Here is a 17730-nt window from a genome sequence, read left to right on the forward strand (position 1 = left end):
AAAAGCGAATCGAATGATTCGCTTTTTTTGTATTGTTGAATAGGAGTTATGCTATTCTACTGCATCAATAGTTTTGATCGCGTTTGCAACGGATAGCTTCAGGTTTTGTATTGCGTCCTTAATTGAAGTGGCAAAGATGACAAAATTGCAAAGTGTGAGCACACGTTTAGAACTAATTGCGTTAGTTGAAAAGAATACAGTAATAAGAAGTTGTAATTTGATCCCTTCCCCACAACTTGATGTGCAATCCGCTAACCGGTCAGGCCGTGTCGCGGAAGGTTTTGTTAACCCGCTAATCTCGCGAAACGCGAAGAAAGGTGAGCAATATGATGCAGCAATATGGCTCCAATTCGTATCTCTTCGGAGGTAACGCACCGTACATTGAAGAACTGTACGAGTCGTACCTTGATAATCCCGGATCTGTTTCAGATAACTGGCGTGCGTACTTTGACGCCATGCAACATGTGCCTGCCGTCGATGGCACAGATAAGCCCGATGTAGCGCATGCAACGGTCGTAGCATCATTTGCCGAACGCGCAAAGCAAGGTCCAATTCGGACAATTTCCGCTTCAGCTGATGCTGAAATGGGACGTAAACGCGTAGCCGCAACTCAGCTAATCGCTGCATATCGTTACCTCGGTTCGCGCTGGGCCAATCTAGATCCGCTGCAGCGCCAAGAACGTTTGGCTATTCCTGAGCTGGATCCGACGTTCTATGGATTTACTGATGCGGACATGGACATTGTGTTCAACATCAGCAATACCTATTTCGGCACAGAGACCTCTACGCTTCGCGATCTGTTGAATTCATTGCGCGATACTTATTGCCGTTCGATTGGCGCTGAGTATATGTACGTTAGTGACCCAACTGAAAAGCGCTGGATACAAGAACGTCTCGAGTCGACTCGCTCTGCACCGACGCTGACGGTTGAAAAGAAAAAACACATTCTTGAACGTTTGACAGCTGCTGAAGGTTTGGAGCGCTATCTACACACACGTTATGTCGGACAAAAGCGTTTCTCACTAGAGGGCGGCGAAAGTTTTATCGTTTCACTCGATGAAACGATTCAACGCGGCGGCGAAAAAGGTATCCAGGAAATCGTTATCGGTATGGCCCATCGTGGCCGCCTTAACGTTCTGGTCAATACTTTGGGCAAAATGCCGCAAGAATTGTTTGCCGAGTTTGAAGGTAAGCACGGCGATGATTTGCCTGCCGGTGACGTAAAGTACCATCAAGGTTTTTCATCGGACATCACTAGCCCAGGCGGCCCTGTCCATCTGTCGCTGGCGTTTAATCCATCGCATCTTGAGATCGTCAACCCAGTGGTCGAGGGATCGGTCAAGGCACGTATGGAACGTCGTGGCGACAAAGACGGCGCGCAAGTTTTGCCAATCCTGGTGCATGGCGATGCCGCATTTGCAGGGCAAGGCGTTGTAATGGAAACGTTAAACCTGGCGCAAACTCGCGGTTACGGCACCGGTGGTACTGTTCACATCGTCATTAACAATCAGATTGGCTTTACTACTTCCGATCCACGCGACTCACGTTCGACGCTGTATTGCTCAGACGTGGTCAAGATGATTGAAGCACCTGTTCTTCACGTCAATGCGGATGATCCAGAAGCAGTTGTTTTCGCAACTCAGATCGCCCTTGACTATCGCGTTGAGTTTAAAAAAGACATTGTTGTGGACATCATCTGCTTCCGCAAACTTGGCCATAACGAACAAGATACACCAGCATTGACACAACCGCTGATGTACAAAAAGATTGCACAGCATCCGGGTACGCGTAAAGTGTATGCCGACAAATTGACCGCACAAGGCACAATTGAAGCCGGTGAGGGCGATGCTATGGTCAAGGCCTATCGCGATGCGATGGATGCAGGTAAGCACACAATCGACCCTGTCATTACCAATTTTAAGAGCAAGTATGCCGTTGATTGGTTGCCGTTCTTAAATCGCAAATGGACCGACGCTGCCGATACTGCTGTGCCAATGACTGAACTGAAACGTTTAGCTGCGCGCATTACAAAGGTGCCGGATGATTTTAAAGTCCACGCGCTGGTCGAAAAAGTGCTCAATGATCGTGCGACTATGGGCCGCGGCGAACTCAACCTTGACTGGGGTATGGGCGAGCATCTGGCCTATGCGTCTCTGGTGTCTTCCGGTTATACGATTCGCTTAACCGGGCAAGATGCCGGTCGCGGTACTTTCGTACATCGTCACGCAGTATTGCATGATCAAAATCGTGAGCGTTGGGATGCCGGTAGTTATATTCCGCTGCAAAATGTCTCTGATCAGCAAGCGCCTTTCAATGTTATTGACTCTGTATTATCTGAAGAAGCGGTTCTGGGATTTGAGTACGGTTATTCGACAGCAGAACCGAATACTTTAACGATTTGGGAAGCGCAATTCGGCGATTTTGCCAACGGTGCACAAGTTGTTATTGACCAATTCATCAGCTCCGGCGAAGTGAAATGGGGGCGTGCGTCAGGGTTAGTAATGATGCTGCCACATGGCTATGAAGGCCAGGGACCGGAACACTCGTCGGCACGTCTCGAGCGCTTCTTGCAATTATGTGCAGATAACAACATGCAGGTTGTTCAGCCGACTACTTCAGCGCAGATTTTCCATTTGCTGCGCCGTCAGATGATTCGTCTGTTCCGCAAGCCGCTCATTATCATGACGCCGAAATCATTGCTGCGTAATAAGGATGCCGGTTCGCCTTTGTCTGATTTGGCAAAGGGTTCATTCCAGACCGTCATCGGTGAAGTTGATGACAAGATCGATGCTAAAAAGGTGAAGCGTATCATCGCTTGTTCTGGCAAGATTTATTACGATCTGGTTAATGCGCGTAAAGAACGCGGCCAAGCCGACGTCGCTATTATTCGTCTGGAACAACTGTATCCGTTCCCGCACAAGGCATTTGCAGCTGAATTGAAGCAATTTCCAAACTTTAATGAATTGGTTTGGGCGCAAGACGAGCCGCAAAACCAAGGTGCGTGGTTGCAGATTCAACATAATATTTTTGAAAATCTGGGTGATGGTCAAAAGCTTGCTTATGCAGGTCGTCCAGCCAGTGCATCGCCTGCCGTGGGTTACTACGACAAGCATTACGCGCAACTAAAAACATTGCTTGATACTGCATTTTCAAAGCTTAAGGGCTTTGTTCTTACCAAATAACTGAAGCAAAGGCACGCCACAAACAAGGCGTGCCGGATGCAAAACCCATACGGAGAATTCCATGGCACTTATAGAAGTTAAAGTCCCCCAACTTTCAGAATCTGTCGCTGAAGCAACCCTGTTGCAATGGCATAAAAAAGTAGGCGATCCAGTCGCACGCGATGAGAACCTAATCGATATTGAAACAGATAAAGTGGTGCTGGAATTGCCAGCGCCAAATGATGGCGTAGTCGTACAAATTGTGGAGCCGGATGGCGCTACTGTTGTTGCAGGTCAGATCATCGCGATTATCGATACTGATGCAGCAGCTAAAGTAAGCCCGATGGAAGTAACGCCGATACCGGTGCCGCAACCTGGCCATGCAACGACACCTGTTGCCGCCCCAGAACTTGCAAGCACCTCCGCAGCGGGTATTGCTATGCCGGCAGCAGCCAAGTTACTTTCGGAAAATAACCTTTCAGCAACGCAGGTCGCAGGTAGCGGCAAAGATGGTCGCGTAACTAAAGGTGATGTGCTGACAACGTTGGCAGCGAAGCCAGCCACGCCAGCACCAGCGGTTGCAGCTCCGGCTGCTAAACCAGCCTTGCAACAAGTTGCTGCGCCAAACAAAGCTAGCAAAGAAGAGCGTCCGGAAGAGCGCGTGCCGATGAGCCGCTTGCGCGCGCGTATCGCTGAACGTTTACTGCAATCGCAAGCGACTAACGCAATCTTGACTACATTCAATGAAGTCAACATGCAACCTGTTATCGATTTACGGACCAAGTACAAAGATAAATTTGAAAAAGAGCACGGCGTTAAGCTTGGGTTCATGTCCTTCTTTGTCAAAGCAGCTGTCGCAGCGTTGAAGAAATACCCTGTCGTTAATGCTTCCGTTGACGGTAACGATATTTTGTACCATGGCTATTTTGATATTGGTATCGCCGTTGGTTCGCCACGTGGTTTGGTCGTCCCTGTGTTGCGTGATGCTGATCAAATGTCGATCGCGCAGATCGAAAAGAAAATTGGCGAGTTCGGTGCTAAAGCACGTGACGGCAAGCTGACAATGGAAGATCTGACCGGCGGTACTTTCTCAATCTCAAACGGTGGAACATTCGGATCGATGCTGTCGACGCCGATTATCAATCCTCCACAGTCTGCGATCTTGGGCGTTCATGCCACTAAGGACCGTGCTGTCGTTGAAAATGGCCAAATCGTTATTCGTCCGATGAACTATCTGGCAATGTCTTACGATCACCGTATCATCGACGGTCGTGAAGCAGTATTGGCATTAGTCGCTATCAAGGATGCGCTGGAAGATCCTGCACGCATGTTGCTGGACTTGTAATTTCTAAAAGTAATTGCGCTTTACTGCCTTTCGGTCAATACCTCATTGGAATTGACCGGAAGGCATGAAGTGGACTGCTTTACGTCATGTTGGTTGAATTAAATAAATTAGCGTACAAGTGGGGTAAACAACGGAATGACGATTTATTGCGATGTAAAAAATCTGCATCAAAGACGTGATTAAAAGACGTGATTATTAAAGAAGTAAGCATCAAAGTAAGCACCAAAGAAGTGAGCGGCAGTTATGCAATGCGTTGCCGCTAAGTTAGCCTTGGCTTTGTCGTAAGAAGTCGAAAAATACCGAATTTACCTGAAGTAGTGCGTGATGCCTTGTTGCCAAGAGCGCCGTAAAAGAACGAAGGAAAAACTATGAGTAAGCAATTTGACGTTATCGTTATCGGTGGCGGTCCTGGTGGTTATATCGCAGCAATTCGTGCTGCTCAACTTGGATTCAATACCGCTTGTATTGATGAGTGGAAAAACGCCAGTGGCGGTCCGGCACCAGGCGGAACCTGTACCAACGTTGGTTGTATCCCATCAAAAGCGTTGCTGCAATCTTCTGAACATTTCGAACATGCTGGCCACAGCTTCGCAGATCATGGTATCGATATCAAGGAACTAACCTTGAATTTGCCACAGATGTTGGCGCGTAAAGATACGGTCATTAAACAGAACAATGATGGCATTTTGTATTTGTTGAAAAAAAATAAAGTGACCTTTTTCCACGGACGTGGCTCTTTTGTTAAAGGCGACGCTAACGGTTACGAAATTAAGGTTGCTGGCAAGACCGAAGAGTCGATTAGCGGTAAGCACATCATTCTGGCAACGGGATCCAATGCGCGTGCATTGCCGGGCGCTGATTTTGACGAGAAATTGATTTTGTCCAACACTGGCGCGCTGACAATTGGCGCTGTACCGAAGAAACTCGGTGTTATTGGCGCTGGCGTCATCGGTCTTGAAATGGGAAGCGTCTGGCGTCGTCTGGGTGCAGAAGTCACCGTCCTGGAAGCGTTACCAGCTTTTCTTGGCGCAGTAGATGATCAAATCGCTAAAGAAGCAGCCAAACTGTTCGCCAAACAAGGGTTGAATATCAGTCTGGGTGTCAAGATTGGCTCTATCACTGCGGGCAAAAAAGAGGTCACGGTTGAGTATACCGATGCCAAAGGCGAAGCCCAAAAAGCCGTGTTCGACAAATTGATCATTTCAATCGGCCGCACACCTAATACCATTGGACTTAACGCTGAAGGCGTTGGCTTGCAACTGGATGAGCGCGGCTTCATCAATGTTGACGGTGATTGCAAAACTAACCTGGCAAACGTTTGGGCGGTCGGTGACGTGGTACGCGGCCCAATGCTCGCACACAAGGCCGAGGAAGAAGGTGTTGCTGTCGCGGAACGGATCGCGGGCCAACACGGTCATGTCAACTTCAATACGATTCCATGGGTTATTTACACGTCACCAGAAATCGCATGGGTTGGAAAAACCGAGCAGCAATTGAAAGCGGAAGGCGTTGCTTATAAAGCGGGCACATTCCCGTTCCTGGCGAATGGCAGGGCGCGCGCGCTGGGCGATACTGCCGGTATGGTGAAGTTTTTAGCTGATGCAAAAAGCGATGAAATTCTTGGTGTCCATATCATTGGACCGATGGCTTCGGAACTCATTTCTGAAGCAGTCGTAGCAATGGAATTCCGTGCTTCTGCCGAAGATATTGCACGTATTTGCCACGCACATCCGTCGTTGTCTGAGGCGACCAAAGAAGCTGCTCTGGCAGTTGATAAGCGCTCGCTCAACTTCTAAAGGAAATGACGATGCGTCATCTGACCCTGTTATCGATAGTTTTACTTGCTGGCTGCGCGACAACTGGGTCAGATAATGGTCGAATCCAGATCCAAACCAAATCGGATGGGCAGCCTTTGACCGCCGCTCGTTGCGTAGTCAAAACGGATGGTGGAACCTGGAACCTGACGACCCCAGCCGAAGTAGTGATATCGGCTGCAGACGGTGATTTACATGTTGACTGTAGTAAAAGAGGTTATCGGAGTGGGGTCATCATCTTTAAAGCGCCACCGGGGGCTGGCTTACCAAGTATGGGAGGTAGTGCTGCGGGTGGTGGTGGCATAGGCTTAGGTCAGGGGACCAGTTTTCCGACCAGTGTTGACAATAAAAATGGGGCCTATCCAAGCCAGATATCGGTTGAAATGGACCGACTATAGTTGCAAGAGTCGCAACATCTAAGTGTGGGTGAGCAATGGCTCGCCCATTTTTGTTTTACCCGGTCGTTCTGATAGCTAAGTATGGACGGGGGAGTTGAGCATGTGAGGTTGACAATCATGAACGTCCTAGAGTTTTATGAGCAGACGTTGAGGCAGCGTGGATTTACCTCTGATCCTGCACAGTTGCTGGCGGTCGAGCGGCTTCAGCAAGCTTATGATGAATGGGTGGCCTTCAAAGCGCAACGCTCGAATTCTTTGAAGCGACTAATTAATCGTCCTGACGTGCCGCGTGGTGTATACATGTGGGGTGGTGTCGGGCGCGGCAAATCGTTTCTCATGGATAGTTTTTATTCCGTTGTGCCCGTGGTTCGTAAAGTACGTCTGCATTTTCATGAGTTTATGCGCGCAGTACATCGCCAGTTGGATGAATTGAAAGGCGTAGAGGATCCTCTTGATGAAGTGGCTAAGCGGATCGCAAAAAAATATCGTTTGATCTGTTTCGACGAATTTCATGTATCCGATATTGCTGATGCGATGATTTTGTACAACTTGCTCAGAGCTTTGTTTGATAACGGCGTTTCATTCGTGATGACGTCCAATTACGAGCCGGGTACACTGTATCCGGATGGCTTACACCGTGATCGCATGTTGCCGACCATTAAGCTATTGCGGGATAAGCTCGATGTTATTAATATCGATGCGGGAATAGACTACCGTCGACTTGCGATGGATTTAGTGGATAGTTACTACACGCCACTTAATGGCGACAGTGACCGCGCCTTGCGTCACGCTTTTGCTGGGATTGCCGAAATGGCAGATCAGGACCCGGTCGTGGATATTGAAGCGCGTAAAATTAAGTCGTTACGGCGCGCTGGTGGGGTTATCTGGTTCGATTTCGCGACGTTGTGTGGGGGGCCACGTTCGCAGAATGACTATCTCGAAATTGCCAGTCGGTTCCATACAGTGATATTGTCCGGTATTCCGCAAATGTCGGCAGCAATGTCGTCGGAAGCACGCCGATTTACCTGGTTGATCGATGTGTTTTATGATCACAAAATAAAATTAATTATGTCGGCAGCGGTTGCGCCAGAAGAGTTGTATACCCAAGGCATGCTGGCAAACGAATTCCATCGTACGGCATCACGTATCAGTGAGATGCAGTCTAAGGAATATATGGATTCCGAGCAACGGGGTACGGCAGACGCTATTGCATAATCACTAATATGCCGGACGCCGAAACGGGATTGTGCTTAATGTTGATGTAACGCGGCAAATAGGCCGCGAAGGACCGGCCCACTTGTTCCGACGCTACACGGCCCCGACGTTATGCGATGTTGATTAACCGAACAATGCAATGTAAAGAATGGATGGAAACACGTGAGATTCGCTTCTTTTGTTATTAAAATGCAGTCTTCAGCGATCAAAACCAACGGCCTCTCTCTGCCCGTGATATCAACGTTTGCGCTCCTGACTACCTTGCTATTTCTGGGTGGTGGGATGGCTGGCAGGGCGCATGCGCAGGACGATACGAAATCGGATCAATATAACGGCATTACATCCAACAGCAAATCCACAGCAAATGTCGACGCAAAACCTGGCTCTGAGCAAAATACAGCAGGCGTCAACCAAGACGCATCTCAAAGTGATGCGTCCAACGTCAATAAAGACGCTAAGCAATCTGCCAACCCTACAGATAATCCGATTCAGTCTAGGGATATTAATAAAGTATTCGATTCTTCTATTCCTGCCGCAGAATTTGCAACGCGTCATCCGCTCGGTTCTGTCAGTTCGGTGGCCGGTGCAGACAATGTGTTGACCGATGTGACAAAGGCACGTGCCGAGGTCGAGTTACGCACTCTGAACGAGCAGCGCGTTTGTTACAAAAAGTTTTTTACTAATCCTTGTTTAAATGCCGCGAAAGAGCAACGCCGCTTGGCGTTAAAGCAAATTCGCCCTCTGGAGGTTGAGGCAAACGCCTATAAGCGACGTGCTACAGCGGATGATCGCGATAAAGCGCTGGCAGAACAGCAAACCAAAAATGATATTTCTGCGCCTAAGTTGCAGCAAGACCAAAAGGAAAAAGAGAGTTCAATTGCAAATAAGGTAAAAGAAAGCGGGGAGAAAGATGCCGCTGTTACGGCGAATACCAAGCTCCATGCAGGCGAGGCTGAGAAACGCATCTCAGACAATGCCAATAAATTAAATAAAATACAGCAAAATGAAACTGCTAAAGCATCAGAACGCGCTGCTAACAGAGCTGCATTTATCAAAAAAGGCCAGGATGCGGCTGCACGTCAGCGTGAAGTAGCTGACAAAAAAGCAGAAAAAGCGCGCGATCTTGCGGAGAAAAAGGCATCTGCAGTTCCAGCAGTGAGTCCGCCGGCAGTCACTTCACCTTCCAGTGCACCAGCGCCAGCCCAGCCCTAAAGTGGCACTTTGAGCTTAAAAACTTCGGAACTGGTTCAATGTAAAGTGGTTGAGCGCAGGTAAAATTTCCAACGCAAGGGGGAAAACCATTTCTCGTCATTTTTCAGAAATGGTTGTGTATTGGACTGTGTTGTTGTTAACTACGTAATCTGCCGCATCAGAACGTAGCGCCACGTCGGGTAGCGTCTTTTGCGTGCATCGATAAGCTGGTCGACGTTCAACTTTCCTAAGCATGACGGTCTTAAAAATGTTTAAGGCACCCAAACTACCAAATGCCGAGTAACTATTGCGGTGTTAAGACTGCCTTAATTTAACCGAGTTAAGATCAATCTCATGCGTATCCTCCTTGCAGAAGACGACCCCTCGCTGGGTGCGACCGTTCAATCGTGGCTTCAGCTTGACGGCTATGCCGTCGACTGGGTGCAACGTGGGGATTCCGCCGCGATTGCCCTCCAAACCCACAGTTATGATTGCGTATTGTTAGATCGCGGCTTACCTGGCGCGTCCGGTGATCAGCTTCTTATGCAATTGCGCGCTAACAAAGACCTCGTGCCGGTACTCATTTTTACTGCAAGAGATACGTTAGCAGACCGCATCAAAGGACTTGATCTGGGCGCTGATGATTACTTGATCAAGCCAGTAGATATGGAAGAAATGTCAGCTCGGATTCGGGCCGCTATGCGGCGTTATGCCCATCGCGCTGATAATATTATCAAACATGACAATATCGGCTTAGATATCGCCAGCAAACGAGTGACATGTAATGACGAACTGGTAGAACTGACCGCCCGTGAATTTGCCGTGCTACATGCATTGATGCTGCATCGCAGGCAAATTGTTACGCGTGCTCAGATTGAGGAAGGCTTATATGGTTGGGGCGAGGAAGTGGAAAGCAACGCAATTGAAGTGCATATTCACCATCTTCGCAAAAAACTAGGGGCGTCTTTTATCGTTACCGTACGTAATCTTGGCTATCGTTTAAAAGAAGAGAATGCCTAAGTCTTTAGCCGACAACGTTGATACCAACTCTGCCAAGCAGTGCTCCTATTCTCTGCGCCTGCGTTTGTTATGGACGATTCTGGGTACTAGTACCTTAATGTGGATCGCCAGTATCACCATTATGGTGTTTATTGCATGGCACGAAACTAACGACGTGTTTGATGACGCCTTGAAAGAGTCCAGTTATTTGATCATGGCCGCGACCACTGACTTGAATGCGCGAGGCTTATTGGCCGAAACCGATAGCGGCACGAGCGAAACCCGTAAGGTTGATATTCAGTATCAGATCGTGGTGGATAACAAGGTGATCCAACGCACAACCAAAGCACCGGATAGTCCTTTTATTCCACATTTCGACCAGCGCAAAGGTTTTAAGAATATCGATATTGATGGCCAAAGCTGGCGTATTTTTGTGGTTCGCAGCAGTGATGCGCATTTTGAAGTGCAAGTCGGGCAGAAGTTTAAAAAACGTCTGGATATACTTGATGAGCTGGCGGAAAGCCTCACGATTCCGGCTTTGTTATTGCTTGCTATGGTGGGTGCAGTGAGTTGGTATTGCGTTAATCGGGTAATGAAACCGATTAACCTCACAGCCCATGCACTGACCCAAAAATCACGCGATGATTTGACACCAGTGTTGTTAGAGGAACAGCCCACTGAATTAAAACCTGTCGTCAACGCGTTAAATGGCATGCTGTTGCGTTTGGATTCGGCGCTGCAAGCAGAGCGTCGATTTACTGCCGATGCAGCGCATGAGCTCCGCACACCGCTTGCGGCAATAGGCATGCACGTTCAGTTGTTACAACGTCAACATGCTGAGTTGGCTATCCCCTTTCAAAAACTGCGTAACGATGTTGATCGCACGACGGCTTTGGTCGAGAACCTATTGGCACTGGCGCGGCTGGACCCCATCAATCAAGATGGCTTGAAGCGACAGTCGGTTGCGCTAACCCCGTTTCTTCAGGGGTTGATTGATGCCCATGCCGTTAATGCTGGCCGCCGCGATATAAGCGTCGAATTACAAAACCAGGTTGAGTCGTTAAATATAAATCCGGAATTAATGTATATCGCTTTGCGCAATCTTCTTGATAATGCATTGCGTTATTGTCCAGCGAAAAGCACGATACAGATTAAAATCAGGACCGCGTCCGGTGTGGTGCGTATTGCTATTTGCGACGATGGTCCGGGTGTTAATGAAGAGCAACACAGTCGATTGGGCGAACGTTTTTTTCGTGTGCTTGGTAGTGGCGAGGCTGGCAATGGACTGGGGCTTTCTATCGTACGTCGCATCGCTGAGTTACATGGTGCAAAACTATCGTTTGGGCGCGGTTTGCATACACGTGGCCTCGGTGTTTTCCTGGATTTTCCAGCGTGAAGCGATCACCTGTGCAGAAGCATTACCGAGTTTAAGTGGCGAACGTAAGATTTTTGTTTCTTAAGATAACGTTAATGTTGAGGGAGTTTAATAGCAACAGTCCAGCGCAGTCTCCGAACGCGCTGAATCAACTATTACACACACCGTTGTCAAAAGGGATATCTCATGAATCGCATCGCCAAAGTAATCGCCATCACCGTGTTAACAGTTTCCTGCGCAGCTGCGATTTCGCAAAGCTATACGGGACCGACTGCCAGTGCAGCTGGCGCTAATACCCAATATACTGGCCCGTCCAGTATTTCAAAGATGACTGTGAAACAATTACTGGACGATGGAAAAGACGATCAGTACGTCACTTTAACCGGCAAATTAATTAGCCACGGTGGAAGTAAAAACTATGTCTTTGCTGATGCCACTGGTGAAATCAAGACAAAAATTTCGCCAAAATACTTTCCTGCGAATCAGACAATTAACGAAAATACCGTTGTTGAAATCACTGGAGAATTCGACAAGAACCGTTTTGGTCCCTCTAAACTGGAAGTCAACCAAATCAAAGTTATCCCAGGTTGATTTTTTTGACGCAATAGAGGGCGTAAAAGAGAGAGCGTGAACCGGTGGCTTTCAAAATTGTGTGGTACTTCCAATATATCTGGAAGCCCCATTGCATCTTTTAATGTTCCAGATACCCCGAACGTACGTTAAACACGCAGACTGTCTTATACGAGCAGGTCTGCGTTTTTTCTATATTTTGATGGTGTAACCAGTTTGATGATCGCCAAAGTACAATTATCGGCAGCTATGTTGACCGTACGCACACGCACTCTGGCAATAAACATTTCGGCCGCCTCGCGCACTGTGGCTCTGTCAATTGCCAGACCCATTTCCGTCTCTGTAAAGTATGGCCAAAATCCATCTGAGCACAATAAAAACGCATCCCCGGTTTTTAATCCGGTATGACGGCCTATTGATACGAATGGAATTTCGGTAGTTGAGCCGATCGCGTTTATTAATACGTTTGACATCGGATGGGATGGCGCCTCGGCGGGCGATATCTTGCCCTCGCTGGTCATTTTTTCTACGTACGAATGGTCAATCGTATGTTCGATACATTTTGCCCCCTCAAAGCGATACAGTCGTGAATCCCCTACATGACCCCAAGTTGCCAATCCATCCGGTGATAACACCAGGGCAACCATGGTACTGTGGGGATCCGTATCACTAGTAGCGGCCGAAAGTTTGATGATGGCGCGGGTTTCGAGAGCGATATTAAGAAGTAGTTGCTCCACCGTATCGGTCAATGGCGAAAACTCATTGAAGAGCTGTTTCGCAGTGATAATGAGTTGTTCAGCGGCAAGATCGCCGCCTGTGCGCCCGCCCATTCCATCCGCTAATATTGCCATCATGTATCCAGGCGCCTTGCCCGCACTTAAAAGGGCGACCCGGTCCTGTTGTTCAGTGCGGTCACCTATGTGCTGACCGGTCCCTGCATCGACTTTATATTGGCTCATTCGTTCGGGTAGATTAAACTGCGCTGTTGATGTGTGTTTTAGAAATGTAATTTAAAAAGCTGTTGACCCAAAGATGCGTCCTTGTTTGCAGATACATGCAATTAAAAGTAAGGGCGACAAGTCGCTAGCTTTCTGGGATTATCTAAAAAATTATTATACGCAGGAATATCTTGTATCAAAGATAAGATATTTTCCTAACATTTATAGAATTTTAATGCGGGAACGTGACTATGTTAGATCGTGAAGATATTCACCGCCGAATCATCGAGCTTGAAGTCGAACATCGTGATCTCGATGCTGTGATTGAGGTGATGGCTAACGAGGTAAGGCGCGAAGAGTTACAATTGCGACGCCTGAAGAAACGCAAACTGCAACTAAAAGATCACATTACGCTCTTAAAAATGCAATTAATTCCGGATATTCCAGCATAGATAAACCTAAGTGAATGAGATAGCGTAGTCGCAGTTCCCTCAGGTGAGGATGACCGCTAGGCTCCTTTATCTTAGCGATACCTTTTCGTTTTATCTCAGGTGCCAAGCTCCTAAGGCCTTAAAACCTATCCTTCAAGCCTATTACTGACAGTTACTTTGACCGAAGATACATCCATTACCATTGCCGAAAGCGCCAAAATTGCTGGCACACACGACGCCGATATCGATCAACTATTTGGTCCTGGTGGCCCGTTAGGACAGATTGTCGGTGGATTTCGCCCGCGAATGGCCCAGACCGAAATGGCGAAAGCGATTGCGGAAGCTATCGCGCAGCAGACAACACTTATTGCAGAGGCAGGTACCGGCACGGGAAAGACGTTCGCCTATCTGGTTCCAGCCCTATTATGGGGTGGTAAAGTTATCGTCTCGACTGGCACGAAGAACTTGCAGGATCAATTATTTTTACGTGATATTCCCACAGTACGCAAAGCTCTCAGCGCCCCGGTGTCGATAGCGCTACTAAAGGGGCGCGCCAATTATGTATGCCATTTTCATTTGGAGCGAACGCTTCAGAATGGACGCATGACTTCTCGCGAGGACACCGGTCATTTACGCGAGATTTCACGCTTTATGAAGACCACCAGTTCCGGTGACAAGGCCGAATTGTCAAAAGTCCCCGAAACTGCGCTCATCTGGAATCTGGTTACGTCGACGCGCGACACGTGTCTTGGCGCAGAGTGTCAGTACTATCAGGATTGTTTTGTCATGAAGGCGCGTAAAGAGGCGCAGCAAGCAGATATCGTGGTGGTCAATCATCATCTGTTCTTTGCTGACGTGGCCTTAAAGGATACCGGCGTAGCTGAGCTACTGCCCTCCGCCAATACGATCATTTTCGATGAAGCCCATCAATTACCTGAAGTCGCCACATTATTTTTTGGCGATACAGTTTCCACCTCGCATATTCTCGAACTATGCCGCGACGTGTTGGCAGAAGGCCTGTCGCATGCCCGCGATGGCGCTGACTGGGCCAAAGTAGTGATGCCGGTCGAGAAAGCCGCCCGTGATTTGCGGCTGGCGTTCCCGCAAGATGTGGTGCGCCTGGCGGTCAACCAGATTGCGCCTTCTAGCGTGTTTTTTTCTGCTCTGGAGACTTTGCGCCAAGAGTTTGACGGAATGATCGCGACGCTGGAAAAACAGGCGGAACGTGCTGAAACTATCGAGCAATGCCGCACTCGGGCGATTGAACTTGGGATGCGGATTGATGCCTGGAATAAGCCGGAGTCGGTTAAATCCAAAGTCAAGACCAGCAGTATTAAAGATGCGGTACACGGCGACGCTGAAGGCCGCGTGTTGTGGGTGGAGGCATTTTCTACGTCATTACAATTGCATCAGACCCCGCTTTCCATTGCGCCGATTTTTAATAAACAGCGTGAAGGTGTTCCACGCACCTGGATTTTTACCTCAGCTACGCTGGCGGTAAAAAACGATTTTCAGCATTACGCGTCACAAATGGGTCTTGCTGGTGAACCGGCGCAATCCTGGCCGAGTCCCTTTGAGTATGGTGAGCAAGGCCTGTTATACGTGCCGCAAAATTTGCCACAGCCAAACTCGCCGGAATATACAGACGCTGTGATCGACGCTGCTTTACCCGTCATTGAGGCAGCTGGCGGTAGGACATTCCTGCTTTGCACGACCATCCGTGCGGTCAATCGGGCGGCTGAAAGGTTGCGGGCAGAATTCGAAGAGCGGAATCTGCCGTTTCCATTGTTAGTGCAGGGCGAAGCAGGGCGGACAGAGTTGCTCGATCGTTTTCGGGCTGCCGGTAACGCCGTATTGATCGGTAGCCAAAGCTTTTGGGAGGGTGTTGACGTGCGTGGCGAAGCATTATCGCTGGTCATTATCGACAAATTGCCATTTTCTCCACCGGACGATCCGGTGCTGGCCGCGCGTATCGAGGCTTTGGAAAAAAAGGGAATGAACGGTTTTATGCATCATCAACTGCCAGCAGCGATTATCAATTTGAAGCAGGGTGCAGGCCGCTTGATTCGTGATGAAACTGATCGCGGTGTATTGATGATTTGCGATCCCCGCCTTATTTCAAAAGGTTACGGCAAGCGGATCTGGCAAAGTTTGCCACCGTTCAAGCGCACTCGTGATCTTAGTGTGGCGACTGAATTTTTTAACACTGTCCCACTAGCTGTTTGACCATTGAACCGCACCGTCACGATTCACCCATCGAGTAAATGTGTTGGATGATGTTAAAGTCATGGCGAAAGCACCTGACGTAATATGTCCAAATCAAAGCGTGGAAGCGATTGGTCGGCCCTGCAATTAAGGCTCAACGGTTGGTTTCCACACAATAGCCATTCCAGTAGTTTGTATGTATGTCATGCACTGGTAACAATCCGGATTTATTGTTCTAGCAGTCGAAAGCCTTTGATCAGGGCTTTCTCTTTCATCTTATATCCCTGAAAACCAGTCAAGTTTCAAGTTTGTAATCGTTAAATGTAGTGCAGTGTTGTATAGATTGTGAGGATGTCATGTTTGCAGCGGTCGATCTGGGTTCGAATAGTTTTCGGTTACATATTGGCAAATACAATGGTGATGCCATTCGCGTCATTAAGAGTGCGCGAGATCCCATTCGTCTGGCTGGAGGTCTCGATAGCAAAGGCAATTTGACCGAAGTAGCAATGCAGACTGCACTTGATTCTCTCGGGCGCTTCCGTACTATTTTAGAAGACTATCAACTCGAGGCGGTGCGTGTGGTTGCGACCAACACGTTACGCATAGCAAAAAATGCTGCTGCATTTTTACCCGCGTTAGAGGCAGCCATTGGTTATCCCATCGAAATTATTTCTGGTGAGGAAGAAGGTCGTCTGATTTATATGGGCGTCGCCAGCATGCTGCGTTTGCCGAATGAAAAACGGCTGGTATTGGATATTGGCGGTGGTTCTACCGAATTGATTTTGGGTCGTGGCCAGCAAATTGAACGGGTCGAATCGTTTGGCATCGGGACAGTGAATCAAAGTTTGGCGTTTTTCCCCAGCGGAAGCATCACCAGTGCGGCTTATGCCGCAGCAATTCTCTCTGCGCGCAGTCATTTTGAAGATGCCGCACCGCCTTATCGTCCACAAAACTGGACAAACGCTTACGGTTCATCGGGCACGATTCGCGCAATCGCAGAAACGATCGAAAAAAATAACCTCGGTGATCGACGCTTATCTTACAAAAGTCTGGAAGCGCTGAAAGAGCGGTTTATTGAAATGGGGCATGTCAGCCGGATTGATATGGTTGGTATGAAGCCGGACAGGGCGACTGTCATTGTTGGCGGCGTGGCTGTATTGAGCGGTTTGATGCAAGAACTGGGAATTGAAGTATTGACCCCGATTGAAGCCGGGTTACGCATGGGTGTCATGTGGGATCTGCAATTACGCGGCACGCGTCTGGATCGGCGCGAGCAATCCGTGCGTGATTTTGCGCAGCGCTTCCACGTAGATCAATTGCGCGCCAATCGCGTTGCGGAGACTGCCAGCACGTTGTTTAGCTTACTTAAGCCCAGCAATGACGTGCTTGAAAAGTATCTGCATTGGAGTGGTTTGTTGCACGAAGTCGGCCTGGTTGTATCGCAAAGTGGTTATCACAAACATGCTTCCTATCTGATTGCCAACGCTGATTTGTCAGGGTTTACCACAAGGGAACAAAAGACGATGAGTCATTTGATTCTGGGACAGAAGGGCAACTTACGGAAAATTAGTGAGAGTTTGCTTGACGCTGATTTCTCCAAAGCAGTTCTTGCATTGCGACTGGCGGTCATGTTTCTGCACTCACGGATTGAGGTTGACCTCGACGAACTACGCGTTAAGATGAAAAGCAAAATTGAACTCGACATTAAGCGCGAATGGGTCGCAGACCATCCGACTGCAACTTATTGGATGGAAAAAGAACGGGAATGGTGGCGTGAAATTGGCGTTGAATTTGCTATCAAGCGGATTTGAGCTGCCATTCCTTAACAGTCGGGAAGGCCGCCTAATTACCCTGCGGTAAATACCGATATTCATCGATTTAATGTCTGAATATTGGTTATTAATGACTGCGATCATTATCTTCTTTACTACCCCTATTTCAATTGATAAACCAGACCAATCTCCGAGACTGTAAAGCTTCTCGGAGTTGCCTCGCTGTTTGATTTCAACTTTCGGTGCGATTTAGCCTCAATTTCTCTGCTGTTACAGTCAGATAGCAATAATAATGATGTCTTTTGGAAACATAGGC

13 protein-coding genes are annotated in these 17730 nt (G+C 48.3%); 12 read left to right on the forward strand and 1 reads right to left on the reverse strand.

Annotated elements, in window-relative coordinates; all coding sequences use genetic code 11:
• Positions 1-326: 326 nt before the first annotated feature.
• The 9 genes from QN379_RS18460 (at position 327) to QN379_RS18500 (ending at position 12089) form a co-directional block, all read left to right on the forward strand.
• The gene (locus QN379_RS18460; protein WP_322238784.1) at positions 327-3182 is read left to right on the forward strand and encodes a 2-oxoglutarate dehydrogenase E1 component; all 2856 of its coding nucleotides are present in this window, start codon (positions 327-329) and stop codon (positions 3180-3182) included.
• 61 nt (positions 3183-3243) lie between these two features.
• Positions 3244-4506 (forward strand): 2-oxoglutarate dehydrogenase complex dihydrolipoyllysine-residue succinyltransferase, encoded by a 1263-nt coding sequence (gene odhB, locus QN379_RS18465; RefSeq protein WP_322238782.1) that lies wholly within the window; start codon positions 3244-3246, stop codon positions 4504-4506.
• 368 nt (positions 4507-4874) lie between these two features.
• A complete protein-coding gene (lpdA, locus tag QN379_RS18470) occupies positions 4875-6302 on the forward strand; it encodes a dihydrolipoyl dehydrogenase (RefSeq protein ID WP_322238780.1) in 1428 nt (475 codons plus the stop codon).
• 11 nt (positions 6303-6313) lie between these two features.
• Positions 6314-6718: a hypothetical protein gene (locus QN379_RS18475; RefSeq protein WP_322238778.1), complete on the forward strand. Its 405-nt coding sequence runs from the start codon at positions 6314-6316 to the stop codon at positions 6716-6718.
• 117 nt (positions 6719-6835) lie between these two features.
• Entirely contained in the window at positions 6836-7933 is a 1098-nt protein-coding gene (gene zapE / locus QN379_RS18480; protein ID WP_322238776.1) for a cell division protein ZapE, read from the forward strand.
• 162 nt (positions 7934-8095) lie between these two features.
• On the forward strand, positions 8096-9145 hold the full coding sequence (locus tag QN379_RS18485) for a hypothetical protein (RefSeq protein WP_322238774.1): 1050 nt from the start codon (positions 8096-8098) through the stop codon (positions 9143-9145).
• Between the two features lie 333 nt (positions 9146-9478).
• Positions 9479-10144 carry a response regulator transcription factor gene (locus tag QN379_RS18490; protein WP_322238772.1) on the forward strand — a complete coding sequence of 222 codons (666 nt, stop codon included), beginning with the start codon at positions 9479-9481 and terminating at the stop codon, positions 10142-10144.
• On the forward strand, positions 10137-11519 hold the full coding sequence (locus QN379_RS18495; RefSeq protein ID WP_322238770.1) for an ATP-binding protein: 1383 nt from the start codon (positions 10137-10139) through the stop codon (positions 11517-11519). Before QN379_RS18490 ends, QN379_RS18495 begins: the two co-directional genes overlap by 8 nt.
• A 165-nt stretch (positions 11520-11684) precedes the next feature.
• On the forward strand, positions 11685-12089 hold the full coding sequence (locus QN379_RS18500; RefSeq protein WP_322238769.1) for a NirD/YgiW/YdeI family stress tolerance protein: 405 nt from the start codon (positions 11685-11687) through the stop codon (positions 12087-12089).
• Positions 12090-12235: 146 nt separating this feature from the next.
• Here the strand turns inward: QN379_RS18500 and QN379_RS18505 are convergent, their stop codons facing one another.
• Positions 12236-13027: a PP2C family protein-serine/threonine phosphatase gene (locus tag QN379_RS18505; protein WP_322238767.1), complete on the reverse strand. Its 792-nt coding sequence runs from the start codon at positions 13025-13027 to the stop codon at positions 12236-12238.
• Between the two features lie 230 nt (positions 13028-13257).
• Between QN379_RS18505 and QN379_RS18510 the strand changes: the two genes are divergently transcribed.
• The 3 genes from QN379_RS18510 to QN379_RS18520 all read left to right on the forward strand — a co-directional run bounded on the left by QN379_RS18510 (position 13258) and on the right by QN379_RS18520 (position 17453).
• A complete protein-coding gene (locus QN379_RS18510) occupies positions 13258-13458 on the forward strand; it encodes a YdcH family protein (RefSeq protein WP_322238765.1) in 201 nt (66 codons plus the stop codon).
• 156 nt (positions 13459-13614) lie between these two features.
• On the forward strand, positions 13615-15663 hold the full coding sequence (locus QN379_RS18515; RefSeq protein ID WP_322238763.1) for an ATP-dependent DNA helicase: 2049 nt from the start codon (positions 13615-13617) through the stop codon (positions 15661-15663).
• 335 nt (positions 15664-15998) lie between these two features.
• Positions 15999-17453: a Ppx/GppA phosphatase family protein gene (locus QN379_RS18520; RefSeq protein ID WP_322238761.1), complete on the forward strand. Its 1455-nt coding sequence runs from the start codon at positions 15999-16001 to the stop codon at positions 17451-17453.
• Positions 17454-17730: the final 277 nt, after the last annotated feature.

Origin of the sequence: Glaciimonas sp. Gout2 (assembly GCF_035018905.1) — a bacterium.
Lineage (GTDB): Bacteria > Pseudomonadota > Gammaproteobacteria > Burkholderiales > Burkholderiaceae_D > Glaciimonas.

What these genes read in the sequence shown, in the direction of transcription:
- QN379_RS18500 (WP_322238769.1), top strand. Translation starts at nt 11,685, where the DNA reads ATGAATCGCATCGCCAAAGTAATCGCCATCACCGTGTTAACAGTTTCC.
- QN379_RS18510 (WP_322238765.1), top strand. Translation starts at nt 13,258, where the DNA reads ATGTTAGATCGTGAAGATATTCACCGCCGAATCATCGAGCTTGAAGTC.
- QN379_RS18490 (WP_322238772.1), top strand. Translation starts at nt 9,479, where the DNA reads ATGCGTATCCTCCTTGCAGAAGACGACCCCTCGCTGGGTGCGACCGTT.
- QN379_RS18475 (WP_322238778.1), top strand. Translation starts at nt 6,314, where the DNA reads ATGCGTCATCTGACCCTGTTATCGATAGTTTTACTTGCTGGCTGCGCG.
- zapE (WP_322238776.1), top strand. Translation starts at nt 6,836, where the DNA reads ATGAACGTCCTAGAGTTTTATGAGCAGACGTTGAGGCAGCGTGGATTT.
- QN379_RS18460 (WP_322238784.1), top strand. Translation starts at nt 327, where the DNA reads ATGATGCAGCAATATGGCTCCAATTCGTATCTCTTCGGAGGTAACGCA.
- QN379_RS18520 (WP_322238761.1), top strand. Translation starts at nt 15,999, where the DNA reads ATGTTTGCAGCGGTCGATCTGGGTTCGAATAGTTTTCGGTTACATATT.
- lpdA (WP_322238780.1), top strand. Translation starts at nt 4,875, where the DNA reads ATGAGTAAGCAATTTGACGTTATCGTTATCGGTGGCGGTCCTGGTGGT.
- QN379_RS18495 (WP_322238770.1), top strand. Translation starts at nt 10,137, where the DNA reads ATGCCTAAGTCTTTAGCCGACAACGTTGATACCAACTCTGCCAAGCAG.
- QN379_RS18505 (WP_322238767.1), bottom strand. Translation starts at nt 13,027, where the DNA reads ATGAGCCAATATAAAGTCGATGCAGGGACCGGTCAGCACATAGGTGAC.
- odhB (WP_322238782.1), top strand. Translation starts at nt 3,244, where the DNA reads ATGGCACTTATAGAAGTTAAAGTCCCCCAACTTTCAGAATCTGTCGCT.